At 64.0% G+C, this 20,263-nt stretch carries 22 protein-coding genes; 16 read left to right on the top strand and 6 right to left on the bottom strand.

Annotation, left to right across the window (positions count from 1 at the left end; genetic code table 11):
* Positions 1-32 precede the first annotated feature (32 nt).
* The 3 genes from ACS5Q0_RS20855 to coxB are packed head-to-tail and all read right to left on the bottom strand — an operon-like array spanning position 33 to position 3,549.
* Positions 33-389, bottom strand: a complete 357-nt coding sequence (locus ACS5Q0_RS20855; RefSeq protein ID WP_473128569.1) for a hypothetical protein — start codon at positions 387-389, stop codon at positions 33-35.
* A complete protein-coding gene (gene ctaD, locus ACS5Q0_RS20850; protein ID WP_473128588.1) occupies positions 386-2,893 on the bottom strand; it encodes a cytochrome c oxidase subunit I in 2,508 nt (835 codons plus the stop codon). Before ctaD ends, ACS5Q0_RS20855 begins: the two co-directional genes overlap by 4 nt.
* A 2-nt stretch (positions 2,894-2,895) precedes the next feature.
* Complete coding sequence (gene coxB / locus ACS5Q0_RS20845) at positions 2,896-3,549, bottom strand: cytochrome c oxidase subunit II (RefSeq protein WP_473128568.1); 654 nt, start codon at positions 3,547-3,549, stop codon at positions 2,896-2,898.
* A 117-nt stretch (positions 3,550-3,666) separates the two neighbouring features.
* Between coxB and ACS5Q0_RS20840 the strand changes: the two genes are divergently transcribed.
* The gene (locus tag ACS5Q0_RS20840) at positions 3,667-4,152 is read left to right on the top strand and encodes a DUF2231 domain-containing protein (RefSeq protein WP_473128567.1); all 486 of its coding nucleotides are present in this window, start codon (positions 3,667-3,669) and stop codon (positions 4,150-4,152) included.
* Here the strand turns inward: ACS5Q0_RS20840 and ACS5Q0_RS20835 are convergent.
* Together ACS5Q0_RS20835 and ACS5Q0_RS20830 are read right to left on the bottom strand one after the other, a co-directional pair.
* Positions 4,119-4,613, bottom strand: a complete 495-nt coding sequence (locus ACS5Q0_RS20835) for a CopD family protein (RefSeq protein ID WP_473128566.1) — start codon at positions 4,611-4,613, stop codon at positions 4,119-4,121. The genes ACS5Q0_RS20840 and ACS5Q0_RS20835 overlap by 34 nt on opposite strands.
* The gene (locus ACS5Q0_RS20830) at positions 4,610-5,377 is read right to left on the bottom strand and encodes a cytochrome c oxidase assembly protein (protein WP_473128565.1); all 768 of its coding nucleotides are present in this window, start codon (positions 5,375-5,377) and stop codon (positions 4,610-4,612) included. Before ACS5Q0_RS20830 ends, ACS5Q0_RS20835 begins: the two co-directional genes overlap by 4 nt.
* A gap of 640 nt (positions 5,378-6,017) precedes the next feature.
* Between ACS5Q0_RS20830 and ACS5Q0_RS20825 the strand changes: the two genes are divergently transcribed.
* Positions 6,018-6,149 carry a hypothetical protein gene (locus tag ACS5Q0_RS20825; protein ID WP_473128564.1) on the top strand — a complete coding sequence of 44 codons (132 nt, stop codon included), beginning with the start codon at positions 6,018-6,020 and terminating at the stop codon, positions 6,147-6,149.
* A 115-nt stretch (positions 6,150-6,264) separates the two neighbouring features.
* On the opposite strand, the gene ACS5Q0_RS20820 is transcribed toward ACS5Q0_RS20825, so the two are convergent.
* A complete protein-coding gene (locus tag ACS5Q0_RS20820; RefSeq protein ID WP_473128563.1) occupies positions 6,265-6,705 on the bottom strand; it encodes a hypothetical protein in 441 nt (146 codons plus the stop codon).
* Positions 6,706-7,332: 627 nt separating this feature from the next.
* Here ACS5Q0_RS20820 and ACS5Q0_RS20815 point away from each other — a divergent pair.
* From ACS5Q0_RS20815 to ACS5Q0_RS20750, 14 genes are all read left to right on the top strand, one after another.
* A complete protein-coding gene (locus ACS5Q0_RS20815; RefSeq protein ID WP_473128562.1) occupies positions 7,333-8,313 on the top strand; it encodes a phosphate acetyltransferase in 981 nt (326 codons plus the stop codon).
* A 3-nt stretch (positions 8,314-8,316) separates the two neighbouring features.
* On the top strand, positions 8,317-9,525 hold the full coding sequence (locus tag ACS5Q0_RS20810) for an acetate/propionate family kinase (protein ID WP_473128561.1): 1,209 nt from the start codon (positions 8,317-8,319) through the stop codon (positions 9,523-9,525).
* A gap of 17 nt (positions 9,526-9,542) precedes the next feature.
* Positions 9,543-10,055 carry a hypothetical protein gene (locus tag ACS5Q0_RS20805; RefSeq protein ID WP_473128560.1) on the top strand — a complete coding sequence of 171 codons (513 nt, stop codon included), beginning with the start codon at positions 9,543-9,545 and terminating at the stop codon, positions 10,053-10,055.
* A 37-nt stretch (positions 10,056-10,092) separates the two neighbouring features.
* Positions 10,093-12,507 carry a DUF3141 domain-containing protein gene (locus tag ACS5Q0_RS20800; RefSeq protein ID WP_473128559.1) on the top strand — a complete coding sequence of 805 codons (2,415 nt, stop codon included), beginning with the start codon at positions 10,093-10,095 and terminating at the stop codon, positions 12,505-12,507.
* Positions 12,504-13,310: an enoyl-ACP reductase FabI gene (fabI, locus tag ACS5Q0_RS20795; protein ID WP_473128558.1), complete on the top strand. Its 807-nt coding sequence runs from the start codon at positions 12,504-12,506 to the stop codon at positions 13,308-13,310. Before ACS5Q0_RS20800 ends, fabI begins: the two co-directional genes overlap by 4 nt.
* 42 nt (positions 13,311-13,352) lie before the next feature.
* Positions 13,353-13,625 carry a hypothetical protein gene (locus tag ACS5Q0_RS20790; RefSeq protein ID WP_473128557.1) on the top strand — a complete coding sequence of 91 codons (273 nt, stop codon included), beginning with the start codon at positions 13,353-13,355 and terminating at the stop codon, positions 13,623-13,625.
* A 26-nt stretch (positions 13,626-13,651) separates the two neighbouring features.
* The gene (locus ACS5Q0_RS20785; protein ID WP_473128556.1) at positions 13,652-14,761 is read left to right on the top strand and encodes an AI-2E family transporter; all 1,110 of its coding nucleotides are present in this window, start codon (positions 13,652-13,654) and stop codon (positions 14,759-14,761) included.
* 28 nt (positions 14,762-14,789) lie between these two features.
* A complete protein-coding gene (locus tag ACS5Q0_RS20780; RefSeq protein ID WP_473128555.1) occupies positions 14,790-15,437 on the top strand; it encodes a CoA transferase subunit A in 648 nt (215 codons plus the stop codon).
* Between the two features lie 4 nt (positions 15,438-15,441).
* The gene (locus tag ACS5Q0_RS20775) at positions 15,442-16,143 is read left to right on the top strand and encodes a 3-oxoacid CoA-transferase subunit B (RefSeq protein WP_473128554.1); all 702 of its coding nucleotides are present in this window, start codon (positions 15,442-15,444) and stop codon (positions 16,141-16,143) included.
* The gene (locus ACS5Q0_RS20770; RefSeq protein WP_473128553.1) at positions 16,140-16,607 is read left to right on the top strand and encodes a hypothetical protein; all 468 of its coding nucleotides are present in this window, start codon (positions 16,140-16,142) and stop codon (positions 16,605-16,607) included. The genes ACS5Q0_RS20775 and ACS5Q0_RS20770 overlap by 4 nt, the downstream gene beginning before the upstream one ends.
* Positions 16,600-17,835: an HlyD family secretion protein gene (locus tag ACS5Q0_RS20765; RefSeq protein WP_473128552.1), complete on the top strand. Its 1,236-nt coding sequence runs from the start codon at positions 16,600-16,602 to the stop codon at positions 17,833-17,835. Before ACS5Q0_RS20770 ends, ACS5Q0_RS20765 begins: the two co-directional genes overlap by 8 nt.
* 33 nt (positions 17,836-17,868) lie before the next feature.
* A complete protein-coding gene (atpC, locus tag ACS5Q0_RS20760; protein WP_473128587.1) occupies positions 17,869-18,261 on the top strand; it encodes an ATP synthase F1 subunit epsilon in 393 nt (130 codons plus the stop codon).
* A gap of 22 nt (positions 18,262-18,283) precedes the next feature.
* Positions 18,284-18,625 carry a phasin family protein gene (locus ACS5Q0_RS20755; protein WP_473128551.1) on the top strand — a complete coding sequence of 114 codons (342 nt, stop codon included), beginning with the start codon at positions 18,284-18,286 and terminating at the stop codon, positions 18,623-18,625.
* Positions 18,626-18,941: 316 nt separating this feature from the next.
* Positions 18,942-19,940 carry an HAD family hydrolase gene (locus tag ACS5Q0_RS20750; protein ID WP_473128550.1) on the top strand — a complete coding sequence of 333 codons (999 nt, stop codon included), beginning with the start codon at positions 18,942-18,944 and terminating at the stop codon, positions 19,938-19,940.
* The last annotated feature ends 323 nt before the right edge of the window (positions 19,941-20,263 follow it).

Genomic DNA, 20,263 nt, shown 5'->3' with positions numbered 1-20,263 from the left:
CTCTCGGGTCCGTGACGGAATCGTCAGGGGCATCACACGCAAGTCGATGCGCCGACAATCGGCAGGCCCGTCCAAAGGGTTGCGAACAGGGCAACGCCGGCCGCTCCGAGGGTGCTCGCCGACATGAAACGGGAGAGCTGCCCTTGATCGGCACGACTCCTCCGCATCTTCAGGCACCCGCGGAGCAACACGCCCGATGCAGCCAGATGGCCGGCCCACACCACGAGCAGCACAAGCCTGTTCAGGCTGACCGCCCCGACTTCCACGTTCTGCCAGCCGAGGCTGCACCCGATTGCGTTCGCCGCGTACAAGGCCGTGAAGGCCGAACTCCAGATGAGGAAGCCGGCGACAAGGAGGAGGAGCTGGCGCGGCGAGTCCGTCCGGTTCATGAGCCGATCATCCAGGGCAGTGCGTAGACCATGAGAATGGCGATGATCCCGCTGGCCGCCGTGTAGCGGTGCCAGAGATCGCCGATGCGCAGGTCCAGGTCGCGTTTCGCGGAGACGAATCCCGAGAGGCAGCGATACCATCCGAAGCCGGCGAACAGGATGCCGAGTGCAGCATGAAGGCCGGCATAGGCCAGAATGGCGGAGGTGGTTGCCGCATAGGCGTGTCCCGTCGGGTCCGGCGCCAGGATGGCGAGCCGGGCCAAGCATGTCAGCGCGAGCGCGTACCCGGCCGCCGTCGCGATCAGCCAGAACGACGAGCGCACGATCCGGCCGACGGCGTTTTCTGCCCCAGCCTTCCGGCTCGCCAGTGCTGCCAGGGCGAACCCGAAGACGCCCGTGAGCGGCAGGACGATTCCCATCTCCATGAGCGTGGAAGGAGGCCAGCCCGGAGCGACAATCCAAAGATAGAAACTACCGAACAGCAGCGATGCGAAGAGCGTTCCGTCGGCCAGGAGCGTGAAGGCCATGGCCCACCAGGACGGAGCGCCGGATGCTTCCTGATGCACAGGCGCAGTCTCGTTCCGGCCGATGGGCAGAAGGCCGCGGTCCCGGCGCAGACCCGTGTTCCGAGACCATGCGACGAGCAGCACGGCGGCCAGTCCTGCGCCGGTCAGGGCTAGCATGTAGGCCTTCATCAGGAGCGACACGAAGAACAGGCCCGTCGCGAGAGCACTCCAAAGGGGCAGGAAGGTCGGCCCCGGAAGCAGGATGACCTGATCGGGCCTGCCGGTGACCATGTGGACGCCCAGCGTCTCTCGCCAGCCGTTGCGCACGAAACCGAGATAGCCCTCGCCGCGGGTGAGGCGAACGGCCAGGTCCGAGGCGTCCGCGAGCGGCGAGCGGCTCCCTACCTCCGGAATAGACGCGATGTTGTAGTTCGGACTCGGGGTTGGCATGGCCCATTCGAGAGTGTCCGCCTTCCACGGGTTGCGCGGCGCGCGCCGTCCAAACCGCACCTGCAGGATGATGTCGATCACGAACAGGGCAAAGCCGATGGTCATGACGAAGCCGCCGATCGAGGAGAGCAGGTTGAGCCAGTCCCATCCGAGCTCGGGCGCATATGTGTGGACGCGGCGCGGCATGCCCCGCAATCCCGTCAGATGCATCAGGAAGAATGTGGCATTGAAGCCGATGAAGATCAGCCAGAAGGCCGTCACGCTCAACCGATAGACGGGCATGCGTCCGGTGAAGTGCGGAAGCCAATAATGCGCCGCCGCCATCATCGGGAAGATGAAACCGCCCACGAGCACATAGTGCAGGTGCGCCACCACGAAGTGGGTGTCGTGCGCCTGCCAGTCGAAGGGAACGACCGCCAGCATCACACCCGTCAGTCCGCCGGTGACGAAGATGAAGAAGAAGCCGAGGATATAGAGCATCGGAACGGTGAGCTGAGGCCGCCCCGACGACAGCGTCGCCAACCACGAGAAGATCTGTACGCCGGTGGGGATCGCGACCAGCATGCTCGCGGCGGAGAAAAACGCTTGGGCGAGATGCGGGATACCCACAGTGAACATATGGTGTACCCACAGACCGAACGAAAGGAAGCCCAGCGCGATGATGCTCACGACGATCCATGAGTAGCCGACAATGGAATGGCGGGCGAGGACGGGAAGGATGGTCGAGACGGCACCCGCGGCGGGCAGGAAGATGATGTAGACCTCGGGATGGCCGAAGAGCCAGAACAGGTGCTGCCACAGGAGGGCATCGCCGCCACGCGTCGGATCGAAGAACGGCCAGTCGAAGGCACGCTCCAGTTCGAGCAGGATGCTGCCAAGGATCAGCGGCGGGAAGCCGACCAGCATCATCATGCCCGTCACGAGAAGATACCAGGCGAGCAGCGGCATCCTGTCGAGCGACATTCCGGGAGCGCGCATCTTCAGGATCGTGACGACGATCTCCACAGCCGCCGAGATCGCGGAAATTTCCACGAAGGTGATGCCGATAAGCCAGACATCCGCGTTGATGCCCGGGGTGTAGGTCCGCGACGAGAGCGGCGTGTACATGAACCAGCCGGAATCGGGCGCCGCCCCCACCGCGAGCGCCGCCAGCAGGATCGAGCCACCGAAGACATAGCACCAGAAGCCGTAGGCGCCGAGGCGGGGAAAGGCGAGATCGCGTGAGCCGAGGATCTTCGGCAGCAGATAGATCGCCAATCCCTCGAACATCGGGATGGCGAACAGGAACATCATCACCGTGCCGTGCATGGTGAAGATCTGGTTGTAATGGTCTGGTCCGAGGAACGCGCTGTGCGGGGTCGCAAGCTGCGCCCGGATCAGCATGGCGAGAATGCCGCCGACGCCGAAGAACACGAACGCCGCCACGATGAAGCGCCGCCCCAGGATCGAATGATTGACGGCCGACAGCGCACCCCATCCTCCAGGCGTGCCCCAGACCTGATCGAGTTCCTTGTGGAGGCGGATCGGGGATTGCGGCGAGGACGGCATCGTCACGGCGCGACCTCCGTTCGCGGGGCGGCCTGCGGATCGGTCGCAAGCCGCGCGAGCGCGGCGGCGTATGTCTCGGGAGGGTGCGCCATCACGGCCATGTCCATCCCGGCATGCCCGTTGCCGCAGAACTCGGCGCACACGCCCCGGTACGTGCCGGGAGCCTGGGCCGTCAGACGGATCACGTTCACGTGTCCCGGCACGGCATCGATCTTCCCGCCGAGGCGCGGGATCCAGAAGCCATGGATCACGTCCGCGCTGGCCACGTGGATGTCAACGGGCATTCCGGCCGGAATGTGGAGGATGCCGACCGTCCTTGCCGTCCTCCCGTCTGCAAGCGGATGGGAGACTTCCCATCGCCATTGGCGGGCGAGCACATCGACCCGCACCGCCTCGGGCGCTCCCGGATGGGCGAGCAATCTTTCCCCGGTCACGAGCGCATAGACCAGGAGTGCGGTGAGGGTAGCGACGGGAAACAGAACGCCCCCACCGAGGAGCCAGCGACGGGCTGATGCCGGGCCTGGGCCGGACGTCATGAAGGCTCGGATCAGGAGCCCCATCACCAGGAGCAGGATAGCCGCCGCGCCGAAGAGCATCACCCACCACAAGCGCGCCACAGAGGCGGCGTGCGGACCTGCGGGGTCGAGCGTCGACAATGGCCCGGCGCACCCTGCGAGCGCGATGCAGGATGCCGATGCAGTGGCCCACCTGAACCAGGCGGCGGTTCGCCGTGTTGTGCCATTGGAAGGAAGCCAGAAACGAGGAGTTGCGCTGTGCCCAATCCCGTTGTCGAGGAGGTCGAAAGACACGATGTCAGCTCCGCGGTCGCGGTCGCCGGGCATCCGGTCCATGCGATGCTCGTCACCTTTCCGATCGCATTCACGGTCGGGACGCTGGGCGCCGATGTCCTGTATTGGTGGAGCGGCGACGCATTCTGGGCGCGGGTCGAGCTCTGGTCGAGCGGCATCGCCTTCATCCTTGGCGTTCTCGCCGGTCTTGTCGGAACGGCGGAGCTCGTGCTCGTGAAAGGCATCCGCAAGCGCGCCGCGAGCTGGACGCACGCCATTGCGGCGATGATGCTGCTCGCAATCATCGGCGCGAATTGGGGCATCCGCCTGACCGATCACGAGGCGACCGTTCTTCCCACAGGGCTTTTCCTGTCTGGCCTTGGAATGGTGTTCGTGGGCATTGCGGGCTGGCACGGGGGCAAGCTGGTGTTCGAGCATCAGATCGGCCTCATGCTGTCGGAGAACGACTGAAGTCCGCCCGGTCGCCTCATCCAATCAGGCAACGACGCGATGTTGATCAACGGCTTCGACAGGACCAACCAGAGAATTGCAGAGATGACCGCGAAGGTCGCAAGCGCCGTCGCATGCCCGCGCCATGCCGCGAAGCACCGCTCCGGTCGGAAGACGCGAACGATGACGTAGCCGGCATGGACGTGCAGGAGGACCAGACCACCGACGGTTGCGAGCTTCAGCGCCATCCATAGCGTGAAGACCTCCCGCACAAAAATCAGCGCCGTGCCCGTGCCGACCGCCACGAACGCGGCCGGGGAGGTCACGGATGTGTAAACGAAGCGGGTGAATCTCTGGAGGTGGTAGAGCGCCTCACGATCCTTCACCCGAGTCTTCTGTGCATAGAGCCCCGGCAGCACGAGAAGCCCGGCGCACCAGATCACCAGCGACGCGATGTGGACAGCCTTCAGCCACGCCGTCATGCAGAGCCCTCCCGCCTGCGCGGGAGCGAGGACCCGCTCAGCGAGGCGCCGACGATGAGGAGGGCAGTCAGCACATAGGGCGCGGCAGCAGGGATCCACATGATGAGGCCGGCGATCTGCTGGTCTTCGAGCGGGGACAGGTGCCACGGCGCCGTCGTGCCAAGGTGCGGCTCGTAAAGCGGGGAGGGGGCGAAGGTGATCAAGGCGCCCAGCAAGCCCATCTGCGCCACGTTCCCGAGCAGCGGAAGGAGGGAGTGCAGCGAGGCCGAACGCAGGGGAAGCGTGCTCCAGAACAGGATTGCCGTTCCGAGAAGCGATATCTGCATGAGCCAGAAGATGCCATCGCTGCCCAGCGCCGCCGCATAGGGAGCGGGAGCATGCCAGAACCAGATGGTCGCCATCTGGATCACGAAGACGACGCCGAGTCCATTCGAGTTCCGCCGGGGTCTTTCGATGAATGGACATCCCAGCGCAATCAGGGGTGCCGCAACGACGATCATGATCACGGGATGCGTCACGCGGGCCGAGAACAGGGCCGATGTCAGGGCGCAGAACGGCGTGACGAACAGAAGCACGAGGATGAACCACCCGCACGTGAAGCAGATAGTCTCACGCTGACCGATCCTGGAGGATGCCCGCGCGATAAGGCCGTATGCAGCGGCAGACAACAGCAGCCCTGCGATGAGCCATGGGTCGAAGTTCCAGCTGTGCCAGAGTTCCGAAGGGACGGGCGCAGGGCCGCAATAAGGATCGCTCAGGAACATGATCGGCTCTCGGTTGGGGACAAGGTCAATCGTTTCGGCTCGGCAGCGCGAAGGCCTGCACGGAGTCGCCGATCTCCGTCTCCGTGAGGTGATGGCTGCAGGCAATGAGCCAAGCCCCGTTTGTCGTTAGCAGCGCGCCGATGGGGGCTAGACGAACACCTGGCACGATGACGCTCCAGGACCCGATTATGGTGGCGCCATGCCGATCCAAATGCGTCTCCTCCCTCATGACCGGATTGCCCAGTCCGTCACGCGCTGAACAGGCAAAAGGCCCTCGAAAGGTGGCACGCGAATGCCTCACTGGTCCTGGCCGGCTCCCGGCGCGGGCGAAGTCGATCGGGCAAACGCCGCCGTTAGCGAGAGGCGACCAGGCAGGCGGCTACGGATTTCTGCACCATCAAGTCCTCCATCTGCGGGGAAACGTGAGGCTCGAACGTCTGTGCCACGGCAAAGGTTCTGAGTTGTTGCTGATTTATCGCGCTGCCTCACGTCCTTGTTATCGGTCTGATCGTGTAGAGACTCATGCAAGTGCCAAAATGAAAGGTAATCAACGTATTCTGGCAATCTCCGAGAGGTGAGTTGCAGCAGAACCTTTCGGCTTTGCATTCGTTGGCCGACTTTGGAGAGGGAGGAGATACACGTGCGGGTGCCGCCTGAACTGAAGATATTCAAGGGCTTGTGGATCTACTTCGTCGGCCTGTTGCTCACGACCGTCGCGCTTCTGACATTGTATCACCTCGATCCGTCCACGCCGGAAATCGCATTGAACTAGGTTGCGCTTGCACGGAATGACGATGCGTTCCTTTATGAGGCTCACGGGAGGCGCGTGATTGCTTTCCAGCAAGCTGCCGAACCTGCGGGCGGCACTCCGTGATGAGGCGCGCAGCTCATGTCCATGAGGGTTTGGTCACGGCGTACGGATAGCATCGGCTACGATCGAGGGAGAGGCCAAAATGCTCCCCTAACGCGCGAATGGCGTCCTCATGATCCGGGTAGGGATCGCGGTTCTCGGGGCCGACAATGATGATCTTGAAGGCCGCGTCATTGTGGCCGCTCGGCGGAAGCATGGCTGTTGCAAGACCATTGCCCTCCGCATCGCGCAAGGTCAGAAACATCGGCATGGTCCGCTGCACGTAAGCCTTGAGACCGATGTTCTGCTCAATGAAGGGGCTGGCGGTCGAGCGGTAGGTCCCTGTCGCAGTATCCCAGGCGTGACGAAAATGCTTCTCAACGGCGTGGCCCATGATCTGCGACTCGAGGGCGGCTTCTCCCTCGGTCTCGATTCGGAACCAGCTTGTTTGTCCAGGGGCGTCGCAGACGAATTGCATGCCGTATCAACGCAGAAGCCGGGCAAGCGGTTGAGGTCGCGGAGCAGTCTAACAACGGAAATGCGCCTCCGGCACCATTCCCGCTCGTCGATCAACCCGTCTTGCCACGATGATCGTATCTCAGAAGCCGTCCTGTCACCTTCTTTCCCTCGCTGATCAGCCTTTTGGCTTTCTCGCGCAGCTTGTTCCTCTTCGCGCTGCTGCGGTGCTTCTCGCTTCCTTTGCCCATCGTTTGTCTCTCCAGATCGTCGCAGCATTGAAACGATGCTTGCCGGCCGCAGTTCCGATCCTCAGCCCCTGATCAAAGATCTCATTCCGACAGGGGGTTGATCGGAGTGGCACTTCTGCGTCGCTGTGACGAGCAGGCGGCCGTAGCAATTCCCGCAGGGGCATTCAGGTGCTGGCAGAACGGAAACGAACGCGATCCGCCGGGATCCCGCACCACAGTCCCAAACTGTCAAAGCAATGGCCGAATCGGTCAAGCAGCAGGCGTGGGAAAGGGCACACTCGCCTTAATAGATAAGCCGGATCATCGCGGACATCGGCCCAAGCTCCAATTCCGCGAGCCGCTTAGCTCGCCCGGCGACCCGTCGCACAGCCCATCGAGAACACAGGGGGAAAGCAATCATGACGGCTGCGATTCCAGCCCAGGACACGTCCCAGCGCGGTCAGCGCCGGCACGACAAATACGATCGGCTCGTGGCGGCCGCTCAATCTCTGCCGAAGCTGAAGGTCGCCGTGGTGCACCCATGCGATGCGGCTTCCCTAGGGGCTGTGTTCGAAGCAGCGGAACTCGGTCTGATCGAGCCGATTCTCGTCGGGCCTCAGGCCAGGATCGCGGCCGCCGCGCAGACGCTGGGCAAGGATGTCTCCAGGATGCGCATCGTCGACGCCCCACACAGCCATGCGGCGGCCGAGAAGGCGGTCGAACTCGTCAGGGCCGGCGAAGCCGAGGCGCTGATGAAGGGAAGCCTGCACACGGACGAGCTCATGGGCGCGGTGGTCCGCCGTGAGGGCGGCCTGCGCACGGCACGCCGGATCAGCCACTGCTTCGTCATGGACGTGCCCGGCCACGACAATGCGCTCATCATCACCGACGCGGCGGTCAACATCGCGCCGACGCTGGAGGACAAGGTTCACATCGTCCAGAACGCCATCGACCTAGCCCAGGCAATGCGCGTCGATCCAGTGCGGGTCGCGATCCTCTCGGCGATGGAAACGGTCAATCCGAAGGTGCCCTCGACCATCGAGGCCGCGGCCCTGTGCAAGATGGCTGACCGTGGGCAGATCACCGGCGGGATCGTGGATGGTCCCCTGGCGCTCGACAATGCCATCGATCTCGGCGCGGCGAAGATCAAGAAGATCCAGTCCCCCGTCGCCGGGCAGGCCAACGTGCTCGTCGTGCCGGATCTCGAGGCGGGCAACATGCTCGCCAAGAGCCTGACCTTCCTGGCCGATGCCGATGCCGCCGGCATCGTGCTCGGGGCCCGCGTGCCGGTCGTCCTCACCAGCCGGGCCGACTCGACCATCACGCGGCTGGCTTCCTGCGCCGTGGCCTCGCTCGTGGCCGAGGCGCAGCGAAGGCAACTCGCCATCCCGGAGGTCTGAGCCATGGTGCCCGTCCTCATCGTCCTCAACGCGGGTTCGTCGAGCCTCAAGTTCCAGGTTTACGACACGCCGGACGGCGCTGAGCCGCGCGTCGCCTTCAAGGGGTTGTTCGAAGGGTTAGGCGGACCGGCGCACTTTGTCGTCAAGGATGCCTCGGGACAATTCCTCGACGAGATGACGTGGAACTCCGGCGACCGGCTCGGACACGAGGAGGCACTGATGCACCTCGTCTCGTGGCTGCGGCAGCATCAGGAGGGGCGCAAGCTCGCGGCCATCGGGCACAGGGTGGTCCATGGCGGAGAGAGCTTTTCCGGCCCCGTGCTCATTGATGAAGACGTGGTCCAGAAGTTGGAAACTCTGGTGCCGCTCGCCCCCCTGCACCAGCCCCACAACCTGGAGCCGATCCGGATCGTGCGCCGGCGCCTGCCGGGGCTGCCGCAGGTTGCCTGTTTCGACACCGCCTTTCACCGGACACAGTCCGATATCGCGACCCTGTTTGCCATTCCGCGTGAAATGCGCGAGCGCGGCGTGCGGCGCTATGGCTTTCACGGGCTGTCGTACGACTACATTTCTTCCGTGCTGAAGAACTACGCTCCACGCCTCGCCGAGGGGAGGGTCATCGTCGCTCATCTCGGGAACGGCGCGAGCCTCTGTGCCCTCGACGGGGGGGTGAGCATCGCGACGACGATGGGTTTCTCAGCTCTCGACGGTCTTCCGATGGGAACGCGCTGTGGCGCCGTCGATGCCGGAGTCGTCTTCTTCATGCTTCGGGAAATGAAGCTCAGCCCGGACGAGGCTGAGCGCGTGCTCTACACCAAGTCCGGTCTGCTCGGCGTTTCCGGCCTGTCGAACGACATGCGCGTGCTGCGGGCCAATGCCCCGACCAATGCCGACGCCAAGCGCGCCATCGACCTCTTCGTCTATCGCATCAGGCGTGAAATCGGTTCGTTGGTCGCGGCGCTCGGCGGGCTCGACGCGCTCGTCTTCACGGGCGGCATCGGCGAGAACGACGCGGCGACCCGCGCCGAGGTGATCGCCGGGCTCGCATGGGCGGGGCTTACGCTGGACGAGGCGGCCAACCGCGCCGGTGGACCTCGGATCTCCGCCGGATCCGACCCCACGGCATGGGTCATCCCCACCAACGAGGAATTCGTGATCGCCCGGCAGACGCAGAGCGTCCTCGGCGCGACGCAAGCCAAACTTGCATCCTGAACACGGAGATTGACGTCATGGAAACCCTAAAGACCAAGCCGGGCGAGTCGAAGGCCCAGGAGGAGCTTGCCGACGAGACGTTCATGTCGGCCGCCGATCTGCGCAACTATATGACCGAGATGCAAATGGCCAAAGCCATGAAGTCGGTCGATGGGATGGATAAGGCCGGCAAGGCACGCGACGAGCTGATCAAGCGGCTGTCTGAGCCCCTCGACCTCTCCCCCGAGCGGTTGAAGGAGATCCTGCAGCCGTTGCGGACCAAGCTGCGGGCGGCGGCGGAGCGCGGCCAGACCGAGCTCATGGTCATGCGCTTTCCCAGCGCACTTTGCTCGGATAAGGGCCGCGCGATCAACAACTCGGACGAATCCTGGCCGGAAACCCTCACCGGACGCCCGCGTCAGGCCTATGAGCTGTGGCGCGATCAGCTCAGGCCGGCCGGATTTCGGTTGAGCGCGATGATCATCGAGTGGCCGGGTGGATTGCCGGGCGATGTCGGCTTCTTCCTCAAATGGGGCGAAACCAAGAAATGAGCTTCTTCGCAAGCCAACTCTGGACGGGATGAATGCGATGCGGGACGGCGAAACCAAGATCGAACACCAGGACGACGGGCAGGCTCGGCTGACGAAGCTCGCTCGCTCACAGGCGAAGGTGACCGAGGTCTATCACGAACGCTGCACCAGAGCCATGCAGCGTTACCTCGATGCCGTGAGGGTTGCGGGCGAGCCGTTGAGAAAGGAGCCGGTCCGATCGGTGTCGCCTCTCGATCTCTGGCGCGACGTCAGCGCCTATTGGCTAGATTTCGGCCAACGCTCGGTCCTGTTCTGGGACACGCTGCGCCAGCGCGGCAACAATTGGATCGAGCACGAGAAAGCCGGCAAGCCGCCACTTTTGGCCTTTGAGTGGGAGATGGTCGCCGACGCCCGCATGTTCGAGCACCCCGTGAACTACGCTCTCGTGCGCATCGTCCCGCCGGTCGGCATCAAGACGGATCCTGAGCTTCGGCCCTTCGTCATCATCGATCCGCGGGCAGGCCACGGGCCCGGCATTGGCGGGTTCAAGCTCGACTCCCAGGTCGGAGTGGCGCTCAAGGCAGGGCACCCGGTCTATTTCGTGATCTTTTTCCCCGATCCAATGCCTGGGCAGACCCTCGCCGACGTTTCCCGGGCAGAGGCCGAATTCCTGCGCATTGTCGGCGAGCGCCATCCCAAGACTCATAAGCCCGTCCTGTTCGGCAACTGCCAGGGTGGCTGGGCCTCGATGCTGGTCGGGGCCGTCGAGCCGGACCTCGTCGGCCCGATCGTGATCAACGGAGCGCCGATGTCGTATTGGGCCGGCAACGACGGCGAGAATCCGATGCGTTACGCGGGCGGCATTCTCGGCGGTCTCTGGCCGGCGCTCCTGGCCAGCGATCTCGGCGCCGGCAAGTTCGATGGCGCCTACCTCGTTGAAAACTTCGAATATCTCAACCCGGCCAACACCTATCTCGACAAGTACTACACGCTCTTCTCGAAGATCGACACGGAACCCGATCGCTTCCTGGAATTCGAACGTTGGTGGGGCGGCTTCTTCCTGATGAACCGGCAGGAGATCAAGTGGATCGTCGAGAACCTTTTCGTGGGCAACAATCTGGCGGCCGGTGACGCCGAGTGGTCCGAGGGCCGTGCTTTCGACCTGCGGTCGATCAAGTCGCCGATCATCGTGTTCGCGTCGCTCGGCGACAACATCACGCCGCCGCAACAGGCGTTCAACTGGGTGGCCGATCTGTATCCCACCACCGAGGCGCTGAAAGCCAATGGGCAGGTGATCGTCGGCCTGATGCACGAGAGCGTCGGCCATCTTGGCATCTTCGTCTCAGGCGCGGTCGCCAAGCGGGAATACACGCATATCGTCGATCTCATCGAATACATCGAACATCAGCCGCCGGGCCTCTACAGAATGCACGTGGAGGAGAGTAAATCGGACGGTAAGGTCCGCTACGACGTGGCTCTGGCCGAAATGCGGGTCGAGGACCTGCAGGTCCTCCAGAAATACAGCCGTAAGGACGAGATGCCGTTCGAGGCGGTCGAGAAGACATCGGAGGCGCTCGCGTCCGCCTACGAGACCTTCGTGCATCCGTTCGTAGGGCCGTTGGTCACGCCGGCTGCGGCCGGGCTCGTCAGGGCATTCAATCCCCAGAGGGTTCAACGCTGGGCCGTTTCCGACCTCAATCCTCTCCTGTGGCCGCTCAAAGGCATAGCGGATATGGCGAAGGCGAACCGGGCACCGCGTGACGATGACGGTCCGGCGGCAAAAGTGGAGCGCTGCGCTGCCGCCGTCACCTCCGCTTCGTGGGATCTCTACCGCGACCTTCGCGATGCGGCGGTTGAGAACATTTTCTTTCGCACCTATGGCCCCGCCAGCATCGGCATGGCCATGGAGGAGCAGGAGCCCGGCGCGCAAGAGCGGTTCGACGTGCGCAATGCCCCTCTCGTGAAGGAGGCGCTGTCGCGCATCGAGGAAGGCGATCGGATGAAGGCCACGGTCCGCGCGGCGCTTCTGCTGATGAAGGCGGGCACCGGGCGGCGGCGGCTCTCGGCCATGAAGCGGACACGGGAGCTGATCGGAGAGGACAGCGGTCTGCTCGACATGCCGATGGAGGCTGCCCGCGAGCTCATACGCGAGCAATCCTACATCGTCGACTTCGAACCGGTGAAGGCGCTCCTCGCCCTTCCCAAGCTCCTGCGGACTTCCGAGGACCGGCACAGGCTGCTCGATCTGCTCGACCGCGTGGCGGGCAGGATCGAAGCCAACGAAAAGCAGATGACCCTGCTGGGCGAGATCCGGCGCCTTCTCTCCGAAAACGAGACCGCCGCCAAAACCAAGGCGGAGCCGATCACCGTGACGCTGGTGGAGCGCGAGGTGGAGGGCGGCTCCGGGACAGCATCAAGGTCGGGATCGGTTCGTCAGCCACGTGACAACCGACGCACAAGGGCAAGCTCATGAACGATCGACAGGCCGAACAGACGAAAGTCGCCATTCAATCGAAGATCCTGCACGGCAAGCGGGCTCTCATCGTCGGCATCGCCAACGAGCATTCGATCGCCTATGGCTGCGCTCGGATCTTCCGCGAGCTCGGCGCCGATCTTGCCGTCACCTACCTCAACGAGAAGGCAAAACCCTATGTGGAGCCTCTCGCCAAGGAACTCGGGGCGTCGGTCTTTGCGCCCTGCGACGTGGCCCAAGCCGGTCAGCTCGAAGCGGTCTTCCAGCAGATCCGCACGACCTGGGGCAGCCTCGACATTGCGCTCCATTCGATCGCGTTCGCGCCGAAACAGGACCTGCAGGGGCGGCTCGTCGACAGTTCGGACGAGGGTTTCAAGGTGGCGATGGACGTCTCCTGTCACTCCTTCGTTCGTATGGCCCGGCTCGCCGAACCGTTGATGCACCATGGCGGAACGCTCCTGGCGATGAGCTATCACGGCGCCAACAAGGTGGTTCCGAACTACAATCTGATGGGTCCCGTGAAGGCGGCGCTGGAGAGCGCCGTCCGCTATCTCGCATATGAGTTGGGTGACAAGCATATCCGGGTACATGCGATCTCGCCGGGCCCTCTGAAGACGCGGGCGGCCTCCGGGCTGAAGGATTTCGACGTCCTCCTGTCCGAGGCCATCGAGCGGGCCCCCATCGGCGAACTGGTCGACATCGACGATGTCGGTCTCACGGCGGCCTATCTGACGACACCCTTCGCCAGGAGGCTGACGGGGACGACCACCTACGTCGATGGCGGACTGAGCATCATGGCATGAGGCCAGCCTCACGCGTGATTGTCCGAACAAAGGGAGGTCAGGATGACGTTCGGTCTCTTCGGTCCGCGAAGGCGCATCGGCATCATCGCTGCATGTGCCGTCCTTCTGGCAGGGGCGGCATGGGCCCAAGCGCCGGGCGAGCCGCTTTCGCAGCCTGATCGCACGAAGCCGCGTCAGCCGACACCCTCGTCCGTTCAGCAGAAGGACGTGCAGCAGACGAAGGAGGAAAAAGGTGGGTCGGAGGCCGAAAGGAAGGTTCATGCGATGGACCGCCGGCTGAACCGCACCCTGCGCAGCGTTTGCATCGGGTGCTAGCGGCCACATCACATCGGGAGAGAACAGTGCGTTCAGTGGACCATCGCGACGCAATGAACAGCCGGGAACGGGCAACGTCCGCCGAGGCGTCATACGTCGAGAAGGCGATCGGACTCGTGCTGCTTCTGATGCTGGCCGCCGGCTGCGTCTATATCCTGACGCCATTTCTCAACGCCATCTTCCTCGCTGTCACGCTCTGCGTCTCCACGTGGTCGCTGTTTCGGAAGCTCGAGAAGGGGCTCGGACGGCGTCCGACTGCCGCTGCCCTGCTCATGACCCTGATTATCGCGGCTCTGCTCGTGCTCCCGCTGATGGCGTTGGGCGCGAACCTGGCGGACGACGTTGCGCGGCTCAGCGCGACCGTGCGCTCCGGCATCGATCAGGGACTGCCACCGCCCGCATGGCTCGGGCGCGTGCCCATGTTCGGGCACGAAGCGGAGCGGATCTGGCTTGAGGCGTCGGAGCAAGGGAAAGGTCTCGGGCCGGCATTGGCACCTTATGTGGGGCCGTTGCGGGATTGGGCGCTGCGCCAGGGGGCCACGCTCCTCTCCGGAACGCTCCAGGTGGGCTTCGGCATCGTGCTCGCCTTCTTCCTCTACCGGGACGGCGCCTCCGTCGAGCGCCGCCTCGAATGGGCGATGGCGCGCCTGGGCGGCTGGCGGGCTCACCATGTGCTGAGGGCGGCGGGCGCCACCATCAAGAGCGTCGTCAACGGAGTTCTCGGCACTGCCCTGGTGCAGGGGATCCTGCTCGGCTTCAGCTTCTGGCTCGCGGGCGTTCCCGGCGCCATCGTGCTGGGTGCCGTGGGAGTGGTTCTGACTTTGCTGCCGATGGGGCTCGTGCTCCTCTGGCTGCCGGCTGGCCTCTGGCTGATGTCCGACGGACATACCGGATGGGCCGTGTTCGTGATGCTCTGGAACGGCCTTGTCGTCGGCAGCCTCGACAACGTTCTGCGTCCATACCTGATCAGCCGCGGCATCCGGATGCCGATGGTCCTGGTCTTTCTCGGCGTGCTCGGCGGCCTGCTGACCTTCGGGATCATCGGTGTCTTTCTTGGCCCCGTGCTGCTCGCGATCGCACACACCCTGTTCCAGGATTGGGGGCGCGCCAGCGAGACCGCGCCCGGCGCGACCTGATCAGGGGCAAAAGGGGAGGGAGGCCTCGATGAAAACCATTACGCTCCAGGACGCCGTTACGATGATCCCGGCGGGGGCCACGCTGATGGTCGGCGGGTTCATGGGGGTTGGCACGCCCGAGCCGGTGGTCGACGAGATCGTGCGCCAGAAGAAGTCCGATTTGACGGTCATCGCCAACGACACTGCGGCGCCCGGCATCGGCATCGGCAAGCTGGTCGATGCGGGGCTGCTTCGGCGGGTGATCGTGAGCCATATCGGCCTGAATCCCGAGACGCAGAGGCAGATGCTCGCGGGCAACCTGCAGGTGGACCTCGTTCCGCAGGGCACGCTCGCCGAGCGCATCCGCGCCGGTGGCCATGGTCTCGGCGGCATCCTGACCCCGACCGGCATCGGCACGGTCGTCGAAGAAGGCAAGCAGACGATCGACGTCGATGGCCGCCCGTATCTGCTGGAGCCGGCGCTGCGCGCCGACTTCGCGCTCGTGCATGCGTTCATCGCCGATTACCTCGGTAATCTCTCGTATGTCCTCACGGCGCGCAACTTCAACCCGCTGATGGCGATGGCCGCTGATACCGTCGTGGTCCAGGCCGAGAACATCGTTCCCGTCGGAGTCGTCGCGCCCGACCACGTCATGACGCCCGCTCCGGTCGTCGATTACCTCATCGCGAAAGGGTAAGGCCATGGATGCACAATCCCTTATCGCCAGACGTATCGCACGGGAGCTGCAGGATGGCATGCTGGTCAATCTCGGCATCGGCATCCCGACCCTCGTGGCCAACTTCGTCCCCAAGGGGATCCACGTCTTCTTTCAGTCCGAAAACGGCCTCATCGGTACCGGTCCCGTGCCCGAACCCGGCATGGTGCTCCCCTGGCTGACCGACGCGGGCGGGAAACCCGTGACCGCGTTGCCGGGAGCATCCACATTCGACAGCGCCATGTCATTCGGTTTGATCCGCGGAGGGCATCTCGACATCACGGTGCTCGGCGGCCTTCAGGTCGATCAGCATGGCCATCTCGCCAACTGGATGGTGCCGGGCAAGATGGTGCCTGGGATGGGGGGCGCCATGGACCTCGTGACCGGGGCCAAGCGCGTCATCGTGGCTATGCAGCATACCGCCAAAGGGCGCTCGAAGATCGTCCGCGAATGCTCGCTTCCGCTCACCTCGAACCGGCCGGTGGATCTCGTTGTCACGGAACTCGCAGTGATCGGCTTTCCGGAGGGACGCGCCACTCTTCTGGAGACGCAGGACGGCGTCAGCATCGAGGACGTCATCGCCGCAACCGAGGCCGAGCTCGCGGTCTCACCGGAACTGTCAAAACCAACAATCCCGAAGGCCGCGGCTGGAGCTGCCGCCATGCCTTCCATGGGAGACGCGACATGACTGCATCGATGAACCCCGCCGCACCCCACCATCTTCCGATTTTCATCACCGCACCCGGCAAGACCGATGTGCTCATGGTGGTCACAGCGGTGTTTCTGCTGCTCGCTGTGCTGGCGGTCGGCCTTCTGTTCCTGCGCCTGCATACGCTGCCCGAGCGCATGGCTCATAAGTCGCAGAAGATCCAGTTCGAGATCGTAGCGGTGCTGGGCCTGCTGTCCCTGTTCACTCACATGCATATCTTCTGGGTCATAGGCCTGTTGCTCGCCCTGATTGACCTTCCCGATCTCGGGCACCCGCTCCGCAGGATGGCGGGATCTCTTGAGAAGATTGCCGGCATACCGCCGGGCGGGGGCGCGGAGAACGTACCGGACGAGAGTGTTCCCGCCGCCCATGACGAAGGCACAGTGGATGTGCCGACGACCGTCACTCCTTATCGCGTGCCAAAGGAGCAGTCCCATGCTTGAGCTTCTTCTCTGCTCCATGCTGACGATCCTGCCGGACTATCTCTATCGCCGCTATGGACAGGGCAAGCGGCTCGGCAAGGAGATCACGCTCTACTCGGTATGGTTCGAATTGAGATGGGGCATCACGCTTTGCCTGATGCTCACCATCGGGCTGATCACGACCGTCTTCTACAATCACCCGGCAACCGCGAACGCCACGGCGTACTTCCGGACCATTCCGGTTCTGCCCGAGACGAATGGGCGCGTGGCCGAGGTCAATCTTGGCGTCAGCGGCGAGGTCAAGCAGGGACAGCCGATCTTCCGGCTCGACAGCTCGAAGCAGGAGGCAGCGGTGGAGACCGCTCGCCGCAAGATCGCCCAAGTCGACGCGGAACTGGTGGCCGCACGGACCGATGTCGTGGCGGCCGAAGGCAGGATCCAGGAGGCCAGGAGCGCCTATCAGCAGGCCGTGGATGAGCTGGCAACCAAGCAGGAGATCTACCGTCGCAATCCGGGAGCCGTTGCCACGCGAGACATCGAGAAGCTGCAGGTCGCGGTGCAGGGGCGCCAGGGCGGCATCGACGCCGCCGTTGCCGCCAAGGAACAGGCGGAGACGCGGATCTCCACCCTATTGCCTGCCGAGAAGGCCAGTGCCGAGGCCGAACTGGCGCAGGCCGAGGTGGAGCTGGACAAGACCGTCGTTCGGGCCGGGGTGGACGGACGTGTGGAGCAATTCACGCTCCGGGTGGGCGACGTCGTCAACCCGCTGATGCGCCCGGCCGGTGTTCTAATCCCGGAAGGATCCGGCCGGGGCCGCCTGCAGGCCGGGTTCGGCCAGGTCGAGGCCCAGGTGATGCAGGTCGGCATGGTCGCCGAGGCCACCTGCGCGTCGAAGCCCTGGACGATCATCCCGATGGTCGTGACCGGAGTGCAGGACTACATCGCCGCCGGCCAGCTCCGCAGCGGCGAGCAACTGATCGACCCGCAGCAGGTGGTCCGGCCGGGAACCATCCTGGCCTTCCTCGAGCCCCTCTACGAGGGCGGGTTCGATGGCGTGACGCCCGGCAGTAGCTGCGTCGTCAATGCCTATTCCAGCCACCACGAAGAAATCATCGCTCCCGAAACCAGCACGATGCGAAAGGTCGTGCTCCACGTCGTGGACGGCGTCGGGCTCGTGCATGCCCTGATCCTGCGCATTCAGGCGCTGATGTATCCGATCCAGACACTCGTGCTTGGGGGCGGACACTGAATATCACCATGAAGGAGGAATGCCGTGGCTACGATGCTTTTTGAGCTCATCTCACCGGAGCGGATCCTGTTCTCCGGCGAAGTGCGGGCGGTGATGCTGCCGGCCACCGAGGGCGACATGACCGTCATGCCGGGGCACGAGGCGATCATGGTGATGCTCAACCCCGGCGTCATCGCGGTGACTGATACCCAAGGGCACGGCCACCGCGCTTTCGTGAGGGGCGGGTTCGTCGAGATCACCGGCCGCAGCGTGTCGGTTCTGGCCGAGAGGGCGCTGCCGCCGGAGGAGCTCACGCGCGATCGTCTCGACGAGGAGATCGTGCGTCTGGAAACCATGCGCGAGGCAATGCGGGACGACCGTGCCCGCAGGGAGGCGGATTTCGCCATCAGCCGTCTGGAGCAGGTGAAGACGACCCTTTCATTCTGAAGCGCAAAAAGGAGGAAGATCCATGGCCACCATGCCAAAGACATCGGGGATATCGGAGACGCTGCGCGGCGCCGCCGGGGGCGCATTGCCCGATGGCAGCGGCCAGGCTCTGGCGAACGCAGCAGAAACCTGGTTCGCGGCCACCGCCGAATGCCAGCGCGAGATGCTCGGCTTCATATCCATGCGACTTGAGAAGGACGGGGAAGCGGCCAGGGAAATGATGGGCTGCAAGAACCTGGCTGACGCCGCAGCCGTCCACGTTCGCTGGATGGAGGAAACCCTCCGCGACTATAATGCCGAGACCACGAAGCTGATGACAATCTGCACCAGATCCGTCAACGGCGGTGTCCGCCCGAAGACATGATGGCTTTGTTCCCGCAGCCGCGTGACATCCGACGTGGCTGGACAGGGACGGGCCGGCAGGCACCATCCAGGCCATCGTCGGCGGTTTCGTGGACCGTGCGAGCCTTTATGGTTCGATGCGGGTCGACGACCGATTGGAGAGGCTTGCGCCCGAGCTGCAGGGAGCCCTGTTCCGTCCGGTCGCCGAGAGCATGGGACCCAAGATCACGGCGAATGCCGTAAAGCGTCCGGTCCAGAGACTGGCAGGCAAGGCTCGGCCATGGGCCCACTTCGGGGCGGTGAGGATCGACTCCGGGTAACATCTTCGGAGAGGAGCGATGATGAGGTTCTTGAAAGCAATGCGCATCCTCATGGCGGCGGCCATGGTCACGGGACTGGTTGCATTCCAGGCCACGGCACAGCCCGACCCGCTCCAATCCTGGAACGACGGGCCGGCGAAAGCCGCCATCACGGACTTCGTCAGGCGCGTGACCGTGCAGGGGAGCCCCGACTTCGTTCCGGTCGAGGAGCGGATCGCCACCTTCGACAATGACGGCACTCTCTGGACGGAGCAGCCCATGTATGTTCAGGCCGAGTTCGTTTTCGCCCGCGCCAGGGAGATCGCCCGATCCAACCCGGATCTGGCGAGCAGGCAGCCGTTCAAGGCCATCCTGAGCAGCGATAAAGCCGACTTGGCCGCGCTCGGAGAGCAGGGCATCGCCGACCTGATGGCCGCCACCCATAGCGGAATGACCACGACGGAGTTCGAGAAAACGGTTTCAGACTGGCTCGCGACTGCGCGACATCCACGCTTCGACAGGCCTTACCCATCGCTGGCATACCAGCCGATGGTCGAATTGCTGGCCTATCTGAGGGCCAACGGGTTCAAGACCTTCATTGTCTCCGGCGGCGGGGTCGATTTCATGCGGCCCTGGACCGAGAAGGTCTACGGCATCCCGCCTGAGCAGGTGATCGGATCGAGCGGCAAAACCGCGTACCGGCTGGAGGGCGACACGCCGGTCATCGATAAGCTGCCGCAGGTCGATTTCATCGACAATGGTCCGGGCAAGCCTGTGGGGATCGATCGCTTCATCGGCCGCCGTCCGGTCTTCGCGGCGGGGAATTCCGACGGCGACATCCAGATGCTGCAATGGACCACGTTGAACACGGGGGCGCGCTTGGCCCTGATCGTCCATCACACGGATGCCGAGCGCGAGTACGCCTACGACCGCCGATCCCTTATCGGCGAGCTCGATAAGGCGCTCGATGAGGCCCCAAAGCGCGGCTGGCTGGTGGTCGACATGAAGAAAGACTGGAAGGTGATCTACAAACCATGAGCGGCCATTATCGGCGGGGCGGCGAGTGGCCGCGATGAAGCCAAAGAACATGCCTGCTCATTTTTGCATCGGTGTCCCGAACTGTCAGGCCCATGGCCCAATCCGTCAAGCACATTGCGAAGGAAATATCATACTGCTCGCGCTGTACTGGTTCGGACTCGCCGGGACTGGCAGGACGTGCCCTGATGACTTCACTGACAATCCTCCGCCGTCAACGGAGGCCATGGCATCAGAGCCTGATGATCGATGACTCTTAAACCGGACATCACCGCGAAAAGGACAGCTTCGAAGATATCCGCTCCTCTCGCGCACATCCGGCGGGC

This window comes from Microvirga sp. HS2 (genome assembly GCF_055792805.1).
Note: the sequence above shows the minus strand (reverse complement) of the source record. Positions and strands in the feature narration are given on the sequence as shown.

What these genes read in the sequence shown, in the direction of transcription:
- ACS5Q0_RS20855 (WP_473128569.1), bottom strand. Translation starts at nt 389, where the DNA reads ATGAACCGGACGGACTCGCCGCGCCAGCTCCTCCTCCTTGTCGCCGGC.
- ctaD (WP_473128588.1), bottom strand. Translation starts at nt 2,893, where the DNA reads ATGCCGTCCTCGCCGCAATCCCCGATCCGCCTCCACAAGGAACTCGAT.
- ACS5Q0_RS20835 (WP_473128566.1), bottom strand. Translation starts at nt 4,613, where the DNA reads ATGACGGCGTGGCTGAAGGCTGTCCACATCGCGTCGCTGGTGATCTGG.
- ACS5Q0_RS20830 (WP_473128565.1), bottom strand. Translation starts at nt 5,377, where the DNA reads ATGTTCCTGAGCGATCCTTATTGCGGCCCTGCGCCCGTCCCTTCGGAA.
- ACS5Q0_RS20820 (WP_473128563.1), bottom strand. Translation starts at nt 6,705, where the DNA reads ATGCAATTCGTCTGCGACGCCCCTGGACAAACAAGCTGGTTCCGAATC.
- ACS5Q0_RS20815 (WP_473128562.1), top strand. Translation starts at nt 7,333, where the DNA reads ATGACGGCTGCGATTCCAGCCCAGGACACGTCCCAGCGCGGTCAGCGC.
- ACS5Q0_RS20810 (WP_473128561.1), top strand. Translation starts at nt 8,317, where the DNA reads ATGGTGCCCGTCCTCATCGTCCTCAACGCGGGTTCGTCGAGCCTCAAG.
- ACS5Q0_RS20805 (WP_473128560.1), top strand. Translation starts at nt 9,543, where the DNA reads ATGGAAACCCTAAAGACCAAGCCGGGCGAGTCGAAGGCCCAGGAGGAG.
- ACS5Q0_RS20800 (WP_473128559.1), top strand. Translation starts at nt 10,093, where the DNA reads ATGCGGGACGGCGAAACCAAGATCGAACACCAGGACGACGGGCAGGCT.
- fabI (WP_473128558.1), top strand. Translation starts at nt 12,504, where the DNA reads ATGAACGATCGACAGGCCGAACAGACGAAAGTCGCCATTCAATCGAAG.
- ACS5Q0_RS20790 (WP_473128557.1), top strand. Translation starts at nt 13,353, where the DNA reads ATGACGTTCGGTCTCTTCGGTCCGCGAAGGCGCATCGGCATCATCGCT.
- ACS5Q0_RS20780 (WP_473128555.1), top strand. Translation starts at nt 14,790, where the DNA reads ATGAAAACCATTACGCTCCAGGACGCCGTTACGATGATCCCGGCGGGG.
- ACS5Q0_RS20775 (WP_473128554.1), top strand. Translation starts at nt 15,442, where the DNA reads ATGGATGCACAATCCCTTATCGCCAGACGTATCGCACGGGAGCTGCAG.
- ACS5Q0_RS20770 (WP_473128553.1), top strand. Translation starts at nt 16,140, where the DNA reads ATGACTGCATCGATGAACCCCGCCGCACCCCACCATCTTCCGATTTTC.
- ACS5Q0_RS20765 (WP_473128552.1), top strand. Translation starts at nt 16,600, where the DNA reads ATGCTTGAGCTTCTTCTCTGCTCCATGCTGACGATCCTGCCGGACTAT.
- atpC (WP_473128587.1), top strand. Translation starts at nt 17,869, where the DNA reads ATGCTTTTTGAGCTCATCTCACCGGAGCGGATCCTGTTCTCCGGCGAA.
- ACS5Q0_RS20755 (WP_473128551.1), top strand. Translation starts at nt 18,284, where the DNA reads ATGGCCACCATGCCAAAGACATCGGGGATATCGGAGACGCTGCGCGGC.
- ACS5Q0_RS20750 (WP_473128550.1), top strand. Translation starts at nt 18,942, where the DNA reads ATGATGAGGTTCTTGAAAGCAATGCGCATCCTCATGGCGGCGGCCATG.